Below are 14,216 nucleotides of genomic sequence, written 5' to 3'. Positions count from 1 at the left end.
CAGATGGAGGGCGTGCATCATCCCATCGACCGGGCGCTGCTGGATGACTGGCAACGCGATTTCCCGGTGACCACACGGCCCTTTCTGACATTGGCCGAACATCTGGGCACCAGCGAAAGCGATGTCATCACGCGACTGCGCATCAAGATCGAACACGGGCAGATCACCCGCGTCGGCGCCACCTGCGCGCCCAACACGATATCGGCCAGCACGCTGGCCGCCGTGGCCGCCCCCGAAGACCGGATCGAAGAGGTCGCCCGCATTATCGGCGCTGAACGGGGTGTCAACCATTCGTACCTGCGCGAACATGACTGGAACCTCTGGTTCGTGGCCACCGGCCCGGACAGGGCGCATGTCGATGCGGCCCTCGAACGTATCGGCCAGCGCAGCGGATTGCGTGTTCTGGATTTGCGGCTGGTCCGACCATTCAAACTGGATCTCGGCTTCAGTTTGCGGCGCGGCGAATGGCGCGAGCATATGGCAACAAGCCCGAATGCTGCGGCCCTGCAACCCGGAGACCGGGATATCGTGCAGTCCCTGATGCGCGGACTGCCGATCATTCCGCATCCCTACAAGGAAATCGCAAACCGCCTGAACCGCAGCGAGACCGAGGTCATGGCCCGGATCAAAGCACTGAGCGATGCGCGGATCATCTCGCGGTTCGGCGTGATCGTGCGGCATCGCGCGCTTGGCTGGCGTTCGAACGCGATGGTCGTCTGGGATTTGCCGCATGAAACGATCACAACCGCCGGGCCGGCATTGGCTGCGCAACCGGGCGTGACGCTGTGCTACGAGCGGACCCCGGTCGAGGGTGTCTGGCCCTATCGCCTGTATTCCATGTTCCATGCGCGTAGCCGGGCCGAGGCGCTTGAACGACTGACCGCCGCCGCCGCCCTGCCGGAACTGCGCGACGTGCCTCACAGGGCATTGTTTTCCAGCCGCTGCTTCAAACAGACCGGCGCAATGGTCGGCCCCGAAAGGAGCCCTGCATGACACCCGATGACACCGACCGAGCGATCCTCAATCGCCTGCAGGACAGGATACCGATTGCCCCAGCCCCGTTCGATGCGATCGCCACCGAACTGGGAATCGCCACAGAGAACCTGCTGGAACGGCTGGAACGGATGAAGGAGGCGCGCATCATCACACGTTTCGGCCCGTTTTACGACGCTGCCGCCATGGGCGGGGCCTTTTGCCTGTGCGCGATGGAAGTGCCCGAAGATCAATTCGAAACCGTCGTGACAAAAGTCAATTCCTTCGCCGAGGTGGCGCATAATTATGAGCGCAGTCACCGGCTGAACATGTGGTTCGTTCTGGCCACGGAAACCGAAGAGGATATCGAGACGGTGGCTATGTCCCTGGAACGGGAAACGGGGCTGCGCGTGCTCCGTTTCCCGAAACTCCGGGAGTTTTTCATCGGCTTCAGGGTAGCGGCATGAGCATCGATTCGACAGACAGGGCCATCATCGCGGCAACACAGGCGGGCCTTCCGCTTGTCCCGCATCCCTATGCCAGTGTCGCCGCCGATCTGGGCCTGTCCGAAGCCGCCCTGATCGAGCGCATGCAAGACATGCAGGAGCGCAGGATCATCCGGCGTGTTGCGGTCGCACCCAATCACTATGCCCTCGGCATGACTGCGAATGGCATGTCGGTGTGGGATGTCGAAGATGCCCGCATCGCCGATCTGGGCCCGCAAGTGGGCGCACTGGAGTTCGTCAGCCATTGCTATGAACGCCCCCGGTCTCTGCCCGACTGGCCCTACAACCTGTTCGCCATGATCCACGGCGCATCCCGTGACGAGGTGGAAGAGAAACGCGCCGCAATCGCCGCCCTTCTGGGACAGGCCTGCCGGAACAGCGATATTCTTTATTCCTCGCGCATTTTGAAAAAGACCGGGCTGCGGCTGCGGTCGAAGGAGGGCTGAGATGTTTCGCCTCTCGGAATACATGCACCAATTGGTCACACCTACCCCTGTTCGCCAAAGACGCGGCACCGGGCCGGTCAAACCGGTGGTGATCTGGAACCTGACACGGCGTTGCAACCTGCGCTGCCGGCATTGCTATACCGTCTCGGCGAATGTGGATTTTCCCGGCGAGTTGACCCACGCGCAAGCGATGGACACGCTGGACGATCTGGGGCATTTCGGCATCCCGGCGCTGATCCTGTCGGGAGGGGAACCTCTGGATCGCTGCGATTTCTTCGACATCGCCAAAGCGGCGCGCCCCAAGGTGCGGATGCTGGCGCTGTCGACCAACGGCACCAAGATTCACGGTGAAAATGCCGATCGCGTGGCCGAGATCGGGTTCGACTATGTCGGCATCTCGATTGACGGCATCGGCAAGACAAATGACTGGTTCCGCGGTGTCGATGGGGCGTTCGACGAGGCGTTGCGCGGTGTGCGCGAATGCAAGAAACGGGGCATCAAGGTTGGGCTGCGGTTCACCCTGACGCGTGACAATGCCGGGCAGTTGTCTGACCTGTTGCAGCTTTGCGATGACGAAGGCGTGGACAAGTTTTACCTGTCGCATCTGGTCTATGCGGGCCGGGGCGACAAGAACCGGGGCGAAGACGCCGTACACGATCACACCCGCGCCGCGCTCGATCAGTTGATCGACCGGGCCTGGGTGGCGGCAGCCGAAGACATGCCCCTGGACATCGTGACCGGCAACAACGATGCCGATGCGGTCTATCTGATGCGATGGGCCGAGCGCCATTTCGACGACGCCCGCCTTGCCAACCTGCGCGACCATCTCGAAGCCTGGGGCGGCAATTCCTCGGGGCTGGGGGTGGCCAATATCGACACGCTGGGGCGTGTCCACCCCGATACCTACTGGTCGGATTACACCATCGGCAACGTCAAGACACAGGCCTTTTCCGATCTGTGGACGGGCGACGATCCGATGCTGGCGCAGTTGCGCCGCCGCCCCCGCCCGCTTAGGGGGCGCTGCGGGGTCTGTGCCTTCAAATCGGTTTGCGGCGGCAACACCCGCATCCGGGCCTTGCAACTGACCGGCGATCCGTGGGCCGAAGATCCGGCCTGTTACCTGAGCAACGACGAGATCGGCGTCGAAACCCAAACCGAGCGCCTGACCGTCACCCCCTTCCGAGGCAAGAGACATGACCCGGCTCATCGCTTTAACTAGTGTGCTCGCCCTTGCGGCGATGGCAGCCCATGCCGATCCGGCACAAACCTATGCGGACGAATGCGCAGTCTGTCATGGCGATCACCGCCTTGGTGGCACCGGCCCCGCCCTGATCCCGCAGACATTGGGGCGGATGCGTGGGCCGAACCTTGAAAAGGTGATTGCCCATGGCCGCGCCGCCACCCAGATGCCCGCCTTTGACGAAGTTCTAGAGCCACAGGAAATCGCGGCGCTGGCCAAGTACCTGCAAACCCCGCTCGACACCGATCCGGAATGGCAGACCGAAGATATCGCGGAAACCCTGTGGCTCGATCCCGACTATACGCCAGCGAATGCCCCGGTGTTCGATGCCGATCCGCTGAACATCACGCTGGTCGTGGAAACGGGCGATCATCATGTCAGCGTTCTGGATGGTGACACGTTCGAGGTGCTGGACCGTTTCGAGACCCCCTTTGCCGTGCATGGCGGGCCCAAGTTCAGCCCCGAGGGTCGGTATGTGTTCATCATGTCGCGCGATGGCTGGGTGCAGAAATACGATATCTGGTCACTGCAACAGGTGGGCCGCGTCCGGGCGGGCCTGAACAGCCGCAACATCGCGATCAGTTCCGATGGCAAGCACCTGGCGGTGGCGAATTATCTGCCGATGACACTGACAATCCTGTCCACCGAAGACCTGAGCGTTGAAAAAGTCATGCCGGTGGTGGGCAAGGACGGGCGCAAAAGCCGCGTTTCGGCCGTGTATCAGGCCCCGCAGCGGCGCAGCTTCATCCTGGCGCTCAAGGACACGCCGGAAATCTGGGAGGTCGCGACCGATCCGGATGCCGACGCCGTCTATGAAGGCTTCGTTCACTCGCGCGAAAAAGGCATGATTGAGGGGCTGCCCTCCTCCGAAGGGTTGTTCGCCCGCCGACGGATCATGTTGAGCGCGCCGCTGGACGATTTCTTTTTCACCGACGATTACCGCAACCTGATCGGCGCGGCGCGCACCACCGGCAAGGGCGTCGTCGTCAACCTGAATGTCGGGCGCGAGATCGCCGAGCTGCCCCTGCCCGGCATGCCGCATCTGGGCTCGGGCATTTCATGGGACAAGGATGGCCGCCGGGTGATGGCCACCCCCCACCTGGAAGAGGGGATGCTGTCGATCATCGACACGCAGGACTGGAGCGTCACCGACACCATCGAAACCGCCGGACCGGGGTTCTTCCTGCGCAGTCACGAAAACAGCCCCTATTTCTGGGCCGACGTGTTCTTCGGGCCGAACCGCGACCTGATGCACGTGATCGACAAGCAGACGCTGGAAATCGTCAAGACGCTGCAACCCGTCCCGGGGGCCACCGTGGCCCATGTGGAATTCACCCGCGACGGACAATACGCGCTCGTCTCGGTCTGGGAGGATGACGGCGAGGTGCTGGTCTATGACGCCGAAACCCTTGAGATCGTGAAACGCCTGCCCATGCGAAAACCATCGGGAAAATATAATGTGTTCAACAAGATCACCTTCTCGGAGGGCACCAGCCATTAAGGGCCGCGCGATCATCGTCAGCCACGGACAACCGTCCGATCCGGCCCCCGCCGAAGCGGCCCTTGCAGGGTTTGCCGCACAGGTGGCGCGCGCCCTGCCCGGCTGGCAGATCGAAAGCGCGACACTGGCCAACCCCGGCGCGCTGGACCGCGCCTTTCAGGCCACCGGGCCCGGCGCGGCGATCTATCCGCTGTTCATGACCGGCGGGTGGTTCACCAGCGACGCCCTGCAAGAACGTATCGCCGCGCGATCTGGGCACGTCTTGCCGCCCTTCGGACAGGACAGCAGCTTGCCGGAAATGGCCGTCGATCTGCTGAACACTGTATTGGCCGAACATGGCTGGCAGGCTGCCGATACCCGGCTGTTCATCGCCGCACATGGGTCCGGGCGCAGCAATCGCTCGGCATGCGACACACAGGATTTCGCCCGTGCGCTGGCCCGCCACCTCGCCTTTGCCGAGATGCGCGTGGGCTTCGTGGAAGAATCGCCCTCTCTGGCCGATATGGCCTTTGGTCTGGGGGAAAAATCCATCTGCCTGCCGTTCTTTGCGGCGGCTGGCGGGCATGTGCAGGAGGACATCCCCGAGGCGTTGACACTGGCCGATTTCAAGGGCGCTTGCCTTGAGCCCATCGGCTGCGCACCGCAGGTTCCGGCCCTTGTGGCGCAGGCCCTGACCCACGAAAAGGTGACAGCATGACCGGAACTCACCCCCGCTTTGGGCGGCTTTACCTGCTGCTTTACCCGTTCACCGCTTTGGCGGTGGCGATCAACCTGTTCATGCTGGGGCTGATGTGGCAGGCCATCGGCTGGCCCGCCCTGTCACCTGTAACGGCGCTGATCCTATGCGTGCCTTTGGGAATACCGATCAACTGGGCCACCACCCGCTGGGTACAAGGCCTGATCGACGAGGCTGAAGGGCGGAAATGACCCGCGAGGGACGATCCCCCTAGCCCAGAAATTCAATCCGCGCGCCGTTGAAACACGTCACCGCCTGTCGGGCCTCACACCTGACAGGGTCATCCGCGCACGCGCCTCCATCGCATACCCGTTCCATTGCGCGTCCCCGCCTGACAGGGCCACCGAAGGCGCGGCCACAGCCGCTGCCGTGATCGTCAGAACCGTCGGCGTGTCCATGTCATGCGTGCCTTACCTTTCGATTGGTCCGGGATGGGCTGACCTTTCCGAAAACGCTAGAAGACAGCACAATTCAGGTGTTTGACTTTCGTCAATGCTATACACGCGCGAACGCGATCATTTGCACAAAGGGGGTGATGCCCCGGACAATCGAGGCACGGACATGGGGTGGAGCGAATTCATACTGGCCTTTGTGGTCTTTTTCCTCAGCCATTCGATTCCGGTACGCCCCCCGGTGCGGCCGTGGTTGGTACGGCGTCTGGGGCAGACCGGATTCACCGCAGTGTATTCCGCCTTGTCCGTGGCCATACTGGGGTGGATCATCGCGGCGGCGGGGCGCGCGCCCTATGTGGCCCTGTGGGACCGCGCAGCGTGGCAAACCCATGTGCCCTTGACGGCCATGGGCATTGTCTGCCTGATCGTTGCGCTGTCGCCTGGCCGCCCCAACCCGTTTTCCTTTGGCGGCGCACATAACGACAGGTTCGATCCCGCACATCCCGGCATCGTCCGCTACCTGCGCCATCCCTTGCTGGCGGCACTGGCGATCTGGGCGCTGGCGCATATGGTCCCGAACGGGGATCTGGCGCATGCGATCGTGTTCGGCGTCTTCGCGCTGTTTGCCCTGTTGGGCCAGCCCTTGATCGCCCGGCGGCGCAAGCGTGAATTGGGCCCCCGCTGGCAACAACTGAACAACGCCGTGCGGGCCGCCCCCCTCCTGCCTGCGCCCGCCTCGGTGTCCGGCGCGGTGCTACGCATCGCTCTTGGCGCAGCGCTCTACATCGGGCTGATCGCGATGCATCCCTGGCTGTTCGGGGTCAGCCCCCTGCCCTGAGTGGATCAGGCCAGGCCCGGCAGCCACAACACGATCATCGGGAATGCCACCAGCAGGCCAATGGTGATCGCATCCGCGATAAAGAACGGCATCACGCCCCGGAACACGTCCTGCACGCTCAGGTCGGGGCGCACCCCGGCCACGACAAAGCAGTTCAGCCCGATGGGCGGCGTGATCAGGCAGAACTCGGCCATCTTGACCACGAGGATGCCGAACCAGATCGCGCACATCTGCCCCGACATGCCAAAGGCGCTGTCAGCGGCGCTGACGAACTCACCCCCGTTCAGGGCCATGACCGCCGGGTAAACCACCGGCAGCGTCAACAGCAGCATGCCGATGGCATCCATGAACATCCCCAGCACCGCATAGGCCAGCAGGATGCAGATCAGGATCAGCATGGGCGGCAGGGTCAGCGACGTGATCCAGTCGGCAAACGCCCCCGGCAGATCGGCAAACCCCAGAAAGCGCACATAGATCAGCACGCCCCAGATGATGGTGAAAATCATCACGCTCAGCTTGGCGGTTTCCAGCAGGGCGTCTTTCAACTCGGCCCAGCGCATCCCACGCCAGACCGCCATGAGGAACACGATGAACGCCCCGATGGCTCCGCCTTCGGTGGGCGTGCCCCAGGCATCGCCACCAAACGGATTGTAAACGAAAAAGATGATCGTCACGACGACCAGAACGATGGGCAGCGCCGGCGGAAGAGACACCAGCCGTTCGCGCCATGTAAACCCGCCCACCGGCGGGCCGAAGCCCTTGATCGTCAAGGCCAGCCCGACGATCAACAGCCCATAGATCACCGCCGAAAAGGCACCGGGGATGAACCCGGCCAGCAGCAGCTTGCCAACATCCTGCTCCACGATGATCGCATAGATCACCAAAATCGCCGATGGCGGGATAAGGCTGGCCAGTGTCCCGCCCGCGGCCACGACCCCCGCGGCGAACCGCTTGTCATAGCCGATCTTCAGCATCTCGGGGATGGCGATACGCGCGAAAACCGCTGACGTGGCCACGCTCGCCCCCGATACGGCCGCGAACCCGGCCGTGGCAAAGACGGTGGACACCGCCAATCCGCCCGGCACCCACGCGATCCAGCGCTTGGCCGCCTCGAACAGCGCGCGGGTCAGCCCGGCGTAATAGGCCAGATACCCAATCAGGATGAAGGTGGGGATCAGGCTCAGCGCTTGGGAACTGACCTTGGAATGCGGCACCTGACCGGCGGTTTTAGCCGCCACGGTCAGCGCCCAGCCAAAGTCATCGGGCGCATAGCCCTTCTTGGACCAGAATATCCAGATCAGCCCGACCAGCCCGGCCAAACCCGCAGCAAAAGCCACGCGCATTCCAAGCACCACCAGAACAAGCAATCCGCCGGTAACGGCAAGTCCGATGTCGATCGTGTCCATCAGACCTCTCCCCCGCCGTCTTCACGGGTACTGACATGTTCGGCCTCTTGCGCGGCCTGCGTCGCCGCGTCCAGAACCAGAGGCACGGCAACGGGCTGCGCCTCACCGAGCCAGAACGCCCGGCCAAATCCCCAAAGTTGCAGGATCAGACGCAGGCACAGCACCGAGAACGCCACGGGCGCCAGCAATTTGGCAGGCCAAAGCGGCAAGGCGATATCCATCGAACTGTCCCGGCTCCAGAGTGGTGAGTTCCAATCAAAGCTGCGCTCGAAATGCGCCCAACTGCCCCAGACCAGAAGCACCACTAAAATCAGGATGGCCAGCGTCGTGACGATCTCGGCCAGATACAGCCACCGCCCCCTGAGCGCTCCCACAACGATATCCATACGGATATGTCCGCCGTCGCGCTGCGTATAGGCGACCCCCATGAAGGCGATCAACGGCATCGCCTGTTCGATCCAGTCGACATAGCCGGGCAAGGGCTGATTGAAGAAATTACGCCCTGCGACCGAGATCACCGCGAGGATCATCAACGCGAATACCGCCAGACCGCTCAACAGCGCGAGCAATCGCTCCAGTTTATAGAGCGTCTGGTCAACCCGGCTGAGGCGGCTGTCATCTGACAGCACAGATGCGGCACCTGCCATCCCGGCCCCCTTTGTTTTCGATTACGGCATAACCCAATGGGCCGCGCCCGGACACGACCGGACGCAGCCAGAGGCATCAATCGCACCCGGCGATCACTCGCCCTTCAGTTCGGCCAGTTTCGCAGTGGCGAAATCGTAAAGCTCCTGCGCGGGCAGGCCACGGGCGCTCATGTCTGCGATCCATGCCTCGGCAGCAGGGCCGGCAACCTGATCGCGGAACGCGGCCAGCGCATCGGCATCATAGCTGATCCGCTCGATCCCGCGCTCATCCAGCGCCGGTCCCCAGGCACTCATGGTGTTGTTGGTGTAATTGTCCACGTAATAGTCCAACGCTTCGTCAACCGAGCTGAGCAGCGCCTCGCGATGCTCATCGGACAGCCCCTCCAGAGCGTCGGTATTCACCACCACCGGGCAGTTCACGGTGCCGGGGTTCAGGTTGGTGGTCCACCACTTGGCGTTCTCGATCGTGCCGAACGACATATGCGCATGCGGCGCAAAGGCTGCCGCCGTGATCACGCCGCTATCCAGAGACTGTCGCACCTCGGTGGCCGACATCGAGGTCGGCACGGCGCCGACCGCTTCCATCGCCGCACCGATCCCGCCGGTGGCGCGCACGCTCAGACCGGCAAAATCCTCCAGCGTCCGCGGCGCATCGCCAAGACCGACAAGGTTATATTGCGGCATCGGCGACGGCATCAGCAGGGTCGCGTTCCAGCGGGCAAGATCCTCCTTGACGGCGGGTTGCTCATAGAGCGCCATCGACAATTCACGTTCCTGTTCCAGCGTCTCGACACCGAGGAACGGCAACTCCAGAACCGTGATCGTCGGATTCTTGTCGCGGTGGTAGCCCGCGCAGAACTGCGCCATTTCAAATGCACCGATGCTGATACCGTCAAGGTTCTCACGGTTATTGGACAGGCCGCCATAGCTGATATTCAGGGTGAACTCGCCATTCGTCTTCTCGGCGACCAGTTCCGCCAGCTTTTCGGTGTTTTCAGTAAACGCACGGCGTTTGCCCCACAGCGAGACATTCCATTCGGTTGCCATCGCTTCGGTGGCAAAGGCCAGCGTCAGTGCCGCAATCGCGGTTTTTCCAAGCAGTTTGCGCATCAGTGTTCTCCCTTATTTATATTTTGACCGGGCTAAAGCCCGTTACAGGGAGATTGCCCGCCCCCGCGGCACTTGTAAACCGCAAGCCATAGCAAGAAAAAACCCCGCCGGAACATCCGGCGGGGCCTGATTTTCTGAACCGTCCCGATCCGGGATCAGTCTTCGCGGCTTTCCGGCGTATTCACCAGGTTGTCGAAATCGTCGCCACCGACGATATCGTCTTCGACCGGCGCCGCCAGGGCCGCAGCGGCCTCGGCCTCTTCGCGGCGGGCTTCGATCACGACGTTATCGCGGCTTTGCGCAATGTGACGGACCTTCTGGGTCGCGCCACCCGTGCCAGCCGGAATCAAACGGCCCACGATGACGTTCTCCTTGAGACCCACCAGCTTGTCGCGCTTGCCCTGAACCGAGGCTTCGGTCAGCACGCGAGTCGTTTCCTGAAACGATGCCGCCGAGATGAACGAACGCGTCTGCAGCGATGCCTTGGTGATGCCCAGCAGGATCGGTTCGCCCTGTGCCGGACGACCGCCCTTGGCAATCGCCTTCTCGTTCGCCGCATCGAACTCGGCCTTGTCCACATGCTCGCCTTTCAGAAGCGTGGTATCCCCGCTATCGAGAATCTCCCACTTCTGTAGCATCTGGCGCACGACAACCTCGATGTGCTTGTCGTTGATCTTCACGCCCTGCAAGCGATAGACGTCCTGCACCTCGTCGATCATGTAATCGGCAAGGGCCTCGACCCCCATGATCGACAGGATGTCATGCGGCGCCGGGTTGCCGTCCATGATATAATCGCCCTTCTGGACAAAATCCCCTTCCTGAACGGGGATGTGCTTGCCCTTGGGTACCATGTACTCGATCGGCTCCAGCGACTCGTCGGCGGGTTCGATGCTGATACGGCGCTTGTTCTTGTAGTCACGCCCGTACCGCACATACCCGTCGATCTCGGCGATGATCGCATGATCCTTGGGACGGCGCGCCTCGAACAGTTCGGCCACACGCGGCAGACCGCCGGTGATATCCTTGGTCTTGGCGCCTTCACGCGGGATACGCGCGACCACGTCGCCGGCCTCGATCTTCTGGCCGTCTTCGATCGACAGGATCGCGTCCACCGACATCGGATAGGTCACCGGATTGCCCGCATCGTTGCGGACCGGCTCGCCATCGTCACCCACGACAAGGACCTCAGGCTTGAGTTCGTTGCCCTTGGGCGCTGCGCGCCAGTCGGTCACGATCTTCTGGGTCATGCCGGTGGCATCGTCGGTCACGTCGCGCACCGATACGCCGCTGGTCAGATCCACGAACTTGGCGGTACCCGCCTTCTCGGCCAGGATCGGAAGAGTATACGGGTCCCATTCGAACAGCTTGTCACCCCGTTCGATCTTGTCGCCGTCCTTGACGAACAGCTTGGTACCGTAGCCCACCTTGTGGCTGGCCAGTTCGGCGTCGTTTTCGCCCATGATCCGCAGCTTCATGTTGCGACCCATGACCAGCGTTTCACCCGACGCGTTTTCCAGCGTCTGAGCATTTTCGAACACGATCATGCCCGATTGGCTGGCTTCCTGGAAGGATTGCTGACCACCCTGCGCAACGCCGCCGATGTGGAAGGTCCGCATCGTCAGCTGCGTACCGGGCTCGCCGATCGACTGCGCCGCGATGATGCCCACGGCTTCGCCGGTGTTCACCATCGTGCCGCGCGCCAGGTCACGGCCATAGCACATCGCACAAACGCCATCCTCGGCCTCACAGGTCAGCGGGCTGCGGATACGCGCCGTTTGAACGGCGGCAGCCTCGATCGCATCGGCGGTACGTTCGTCGATCAGCTCGCCTTCCTTGACGATCACCTCTTCGGTGGTCGGGTTCACGATATCCTCTGCCGCGACACGGCCCAGAACACGTTCACCCAGCGTCGCGACGACTTCGCCGTCGTTGACAGCCGCTTCGGCGGTAATCGCGCGGTCGGTCCCGCAATCATGCTCGCGCACGATGCAGTCTTGCGCCACGTCGACCAGACGGCGGGTCAGATAGCCCGAGTTCGCGGTCTTCAGGGCGGTATCAGACAGACCCTTACGGGCACCGTGGGTGGAGTTGAAATACTCCAGAACGGTCAGACCTTCCTTGAAGTTCGAGATGATCGGCGTTTCGATGATGTCGCCGTTCGGCTTGGCCATCAGGCCGCGCATGCCGCCCAGCTGTTTCATCTGCGTGACCGAGCCCCGCGCGCCCGAGTGGGCCATCATGTAAACGCTGTTGGGTTCTTTCACCGCGCCATTCTCGTCACGCACCTCGGCCGAGATGGTGTTCATCATCGCGTCGGTGACCTGATCGTTACACTTCGACCAGGCATCGACCACCTTGTTGTACTTTTCGCCCTGAGTGATCAGGCCGTCCATGTACTGCTGTTCAAAGCCTTTCACCTGCTCACGGGTGTCTTCGACGATCGTCCATTTCTGGTCGGGGATCACCATGTCGTCCTTGCCAAAGCTGATCCCGGCGCGGAACGCCTCCTTGAAGCCCATCGACATGATCTGATCACAGAAAATGACCGACTCTTTCTGCCCGCAATAACGGTACACGGTGTCAATCGTCTGCTGCACTTCCTTCTTGCGCAGCAGCTTGTTGACAAGGCTGAACGGCGCCTTGGCATTGAGCGGCAGAAGCGCGCCGATGCGTACACGGCCCGGCGTGGTCTCGAACCGCTGCATGACCTCGTTACCTTCCTCGTCGATCTGAGGAACGCGCGCCGTGATCCTGGCGTGCATATGCACTTCACCCGCGTCCAGCGCGTGCTGCACCTCTTCGATCGAGGCAAAGGCCATGCCTTCGCCCTTCATGCCTTCGCGCATGATCGAGGTATAGTAGAGGCCCAGAACCATATCCTGCGACGGAACGATGATCGGCGCGCCGTTGGCGGGCGACAGAACGTTGTTCGTCGACATCATCAGCACACGCGCTTCCAACTGCGCCTCGAGGCTCAGCGGAACGTGCACGGCCATCTGGTCGCCATCGAAGTCGGCGTTGAAGGCCGAGCAGACCAGCGGGTGCAACTGAATGGCCTTGCCTTCGATCAGAACCGGCTCGAACGCCTGAATGCCCAGACGGTGCAGCGTTGGCGCACGGTTCAGCAGCACGGGGTGTTCGCGGATCACCTCGTCAAGGATATCCCAGACTTCGGGGCGTTCCTTTTCCACCAGCTTCTTAGCCTGCTTCACGGTCGAGGACATGCCCTTGGCTTCCAGCCGCGAGTAGATGAACGGCTTGAACAGTTCCAGCGCCATCTTCTTGGGCAGGCCGCACTGATGCAGCTTCAGTTCCGGGCCGGTCACGATGACCGAACGGCCCGAAAAGTCGACCCGTTTCCCCAGAAGGTTCTGGCGGAAACGGCCCTGCTTGCCCTTCAGCATGTCCGAAAGCGATTTCAGCGGACGACGGTTGGCGCCGGTGATGACGCGACCACGGCGGCCGTTGTCAAACAGCGCATCCACCGATTCCTGCAGCATCCGCTTTTCGTTACGCACGATGATATCGGGCGCACGCAGTTCGATCAGGCGCTTGAGGCGGTTGTTCCGGTTGATCACCCGGCGATACAGATCGTTCAGGTCCGACGTGGCGAAACGGCCACCGTCCAGCGGCACCAGCGGGCGCAGCTCGGGCGGAATGACCGGGATCACCGTCATCACCATCCATTCCGGGCGGTTGCCGGATTCGATGAAGGATTCCACGACCTTGAGACGCTTGATGATCTTCTTGGGCTTCAGCTCACCCGTGGCTTCGGCCAGGTCGGCGCGCAGTTGCTCGGCCTCGGCTTCGAGGTCGATGTTCTGCAACATCTCGCGGATCGCCTCGGCGCCGATATTGGCGGTGAAGGCATCCATGCCATAGGCATCCTGGGCATCCATGTATTCTTCTTCGGTCAGCATCTGGCCATAGGTCAGATCGGTCAGGCCGGGTTCGATCACCACGTAGTTTTCGAAATACAGGACGCGTTCGAGATCACGCAGGGTCATGTCCAGCATCAGGCCGATGCGCGACGGCAACGACTTGAGGAACCAGATATGCGCACAGGGCGCAGCCAGTTCGATATGGCCCATACGCTCGCGGCGGACCTTTTGCAGCGTCACCTCGACACCGCATTTTTCGCAGACGACACCGCGGTATTTCATCCGCTTGTATTTGCCGCACAGGCATTCGTAGTCCTTGATCGGGCCGAAAATGCGCGCACAGAACAGACCGTCGCGTTCAGGCTTGAACGTGCGGTAGTTGATCGTTTCGGGCTTCTTGATCTCACCATAGGACCAGCTGAGAATACGCTCGGGGCTGGCAAGACTGACCTTGATCTCGTCGAACACCTTGGCCGGGGCGGCCGGGTTAAACGGGTTGTTTGTGAGTTCCTGGTTCATTTGATGTCCTCAATTCTGAGAG

Annotated in this window: 13 protein-coding genes; 8 read left to right on the top strand and 5 right to left on the bottom strand. The window is 62.0% G+C overall.

The annotated features are described in order from the left end of the window. Positions 1-3: 3 nt before the first annotated feature. From ahbB (BUB53_RS20685) to BUB53_RS20655, 7 genes are read left to right on the top strand one after another with little or no spacing between them, the layout of a single operon-like run. Positions 4-993 carry a siroheme decarboxylase subunit beta gene (ahbB, locus tag BUB53_RS20685; protein WP_073037761.1) on the top strand — a complete coding sequence of 330 codons (990 nt, stop codon included), beginning with the start codon at positions 4-6 and terminating at the stop codon, positions 991-993. Continuing rightward, positions 990-1,439 (top strand): Lrp/AsnC family transcriptional regulator, encoded by a 450-nt coding sequence (locus tag BUB53_RS20680; protein ID WP_073037759.1) that lies wholly within the window; start codon positions 990-992, stop codon positions 1,437-1,439. The genes ahbB (BUB53_RS20685) and BUB53_RS20680 overlap by 4 nt, the downstream gene beginning before the upstream one ends. Then, complete coding sequence (gene ahbB / locus BUB53_RS20675; RefSeq protein WP_073037757.1) at positions 1,436-1,924, top strand: siroheme decarboxylase subunit beta; 489 nt, start codon at positions 1,436-1,438, stop codon at positions 1,922-1,924. The genes BUB53_RS20680 and ahbB (BUB53_RS20675) overlap by 4 nt, the downstream gene beginning before the upstream one ends. Before the next feature lies 1 nt (position 1,925). Beyond that, positions 1,926-3,143: a heme d1 biosynthesis radical SAM protein NirJ gene (nirJ, locus tag BUB53_RS20670; protein ID WP_073037755.1), complete on the top strand. Its 1,218-nt coding sequence runs from the start codon at positions 1,926-1,928 to the stop codon at positions 3,141-3,143. Continuing rightward, complete coding sequence (locus tag BUB53_RS20665) at positions 3,118-4,665, top strand: nitrite reductase (protein WP_073037753.1); 1,548 nt, start codon at positions 3,118-3,120, stop codon at positions 4,663-4,665. Before nirJ ends, BUB53_RS20665 begins: the two co-directional genes overlap by 26 nt. After that, positions 4,622-5,362 (top strand): CbiX/SirB N-terminal domain-containing protein, encoded by a 741-nt coding sequence (locus BUB53_RS20660; protein WP_073037751.1) that lies wholly within the window; start codon positions 4,622-4,624, stop codon positions 5,360-5,362. Before BUB53_RS20665 ends, BUB53_RS20660 begins: the two co-directional genes overlap by 44 nt. Next, positions 5,359-5,592: a hypothetical protein gene (locus BUB53_RS20655; RefSeq protein WP_073037749.1), complete on the top strand. Its 234-nt coding sequence runs from the start codon at positions 5,359-5,361 to the stop codon at positions 5,590-5,592. The genes BUB53_RS20660 and BUB53_RS20655 overlap by 4 nt, the downstream gene beginning before the upstream one ends. Positions 5,593-5,649: 57 nt before the next feature. Here the strand turns inward: BUB53_RS20655 and BUB53_RS22880 are convergent, their stop codons facing one another. Then, on the bottom strand, positions 5,650-5,799 hold the full coding sequence (locus BUB53_RS22880; protein ID WP_159437886.1) for a hypothetical protein: 150 nt from the start codon (positions 5,797-5,799) through the stop codon (positions 5,650-5,652). 163 nt (positions 5,800-5,962) lie between these two features. Here BUB53_RS22880 and BUB53_RS20650 point away from each other — a divergent pair, with 163 nt between their 5' ends. Further along, positions 5,963-6,631: an NnrU family protein gene (locus BUB53_RS20650; RefSeq protein WP_073037790.1), complete on the top strand. Its 669-nt coding sequence runs from the start codon at positions 5,963-5,965 to the stop codon at positions 6,629-6,631. Positions 6,632-6,636: 5 nt separating this feature from the next. Here the strand turns inward: BUB53_RS20650 and BUB53_RS20645 are convergent, their stop codons facing one another. The 4 genes from BUB53_RS20645 to rpoC form a co-directional block, all read right to left on the bottom strand. Beyond that, on the bottom strand, positions 6,637-8,037 hold the full coding sequence (locus BUB53_RS20645; protein ID WP_073037748.1) for a TRAP transporter large permease: 1,401 nt from the start codon (positions 8,035-8,037) through the stop codon (positions 6,637-6,639). Beyond that, positions 8,037-8,684 carry a TRAP transporter small permease gene (locus tag BUB53_RS20640; protein WP_073037746.1) on the bottom strand — a complete coding sequence of 216 codons (648 nt, stop codon included), beginning with the start codon at positions 8,682-8,684 and terminating at the stop codon, positions 8,037-8,039. The genes BUB53_RS20645 and BUB53_RS20640 overlap by 1 nt, the downstream gene beginning before the upstream one ends. Before the next feature lie 93 nt (positions 8,685-8,777). Beyond that, entirely contained in the window at positions 8,778-9,794 is a 1,017-nt protein-coding gene (locus BUB53_RS20635; protein ID WP_073037744.1) for a C4-dicarboxylate TRAP transporter substrate-binding protein, read from the bottom strand. A gap of 155 nt (positions 9,795-9,949) precedes the next feature. Continuing rightward, complete coding sequence (rpoC, locus tag BUB53_RS20630; RefSeq protein WP_073037742.1) at positions 9,950-14,194, bottom strand: DNA-directed RNA polymerase subunit beta'; 4,245 nt, start codon at positions 14,192-14,194, stop codon at positions 9,950-9,952. Positions 14,195-14,216: the final 22 nt, after the last annotated feature.

Source organism: Roseovarius pacificus (assembly GCF_900142665.1).
Classification (GTDB): domain Bacteria; phylum Pseudomonadota; class Alphaproteobacteria; order Rhodobacterales; family Rhodobacteraceae; genus Roseovarius; species Roseovarius pacificus.
This window is presented reverse-complemented; position numbering and strand designations above follow the sequence as displayed.

Bases quoted from the DNA above. Each gene is read 5' to 3' on its own strand.
- ahbB (WP_073037761.1), top strand. From the start codon at position 4: ATGGAGGGCGTGCATCATCCCATCGACCGGGCGCTGCTGGATGACTGG.
- BUB53_RS20680 (WP_073037759.1), top strand. From the start codon at position 990: ATGACACCCGATGACACCGACCGAGCGATCCTCAATCGCCTGCAGGAC.
- ahbB (WP_073037757.1), top strand. From the start codon at position 1,436: ATGAGCATCGATTCGACAGACAGGGCCATCATCGCGGCAACACAGGCG.
- nirJ (WP_073037755.1), top strand. From the start codon at position 1,926: ATGTTTCGCCTCTCGGAATACATGCACCAATTGGTCACACCTACCCCT.
- BUB53_RS20665 (WP_073037753.1), top strand. From the start codon at position 3,118: ATGACCCGGCTCATCGCTTTAACTAGTGTGCTCGCCCTTGCGGCGATG.
- BUB53_RS20660 (WP_073037751.1), top strand. From the start codon at position 4,622: ATGTGTTCAACAAGATCACCTTCTCGGAGGGCACCAGCCATTAAGGGC.
- BUB53_RS20655 (WP_073037749.1), top strand. From the start codon at position 5,359: ATGACCGGAACTCACCCCCGCTTTGGGCGGCTTTACCTGCTGCTTTAC.
- BUB53_RS22880 (WP_159437886.1), bottom strand. From the start codon at position 5,799: ATGGACACGCCGACGGTTCTGACGATCACGGCAGCGGCTGTGGCCGCG.
- BUB53_RS20650 (WP_073037790.1), top strand. From the start codon at position 5,963: ATGGGGTGGAGCGAATTCATACTGGCCTTTGTGGTCTTTTTCCTCAGC.
- BUB53_RS20645 (WP_073037748.1), bottom strand. From the start codon at position 8,037: ATGGACACGATCGACATCGGACTTGCCGTTACCGGCGGATTGCTTGTT.
- BUB53_RS20640 (WP_073037746.1), bottom strand. From the start codon at position 8,684: ATGGCAGGTGCCGCATCTGTGCTGTCAGATGACAGCCGCCTCAGCCGG.
- BUB53_RS20635 (WP_073037744.1), bottom strand. From the start codon at position 9,794: ATGCGCAAACTGCTTGGAAAAACCGCGATTGCGGCACTGACGCTGGCC.
- rpoC (WP_073037742.1), bottom strand. From the start codon at position 14,194: ATGAACCAGGAACTCACAAACAACCCGTTTAACCCGGCCGCCCCGGCC.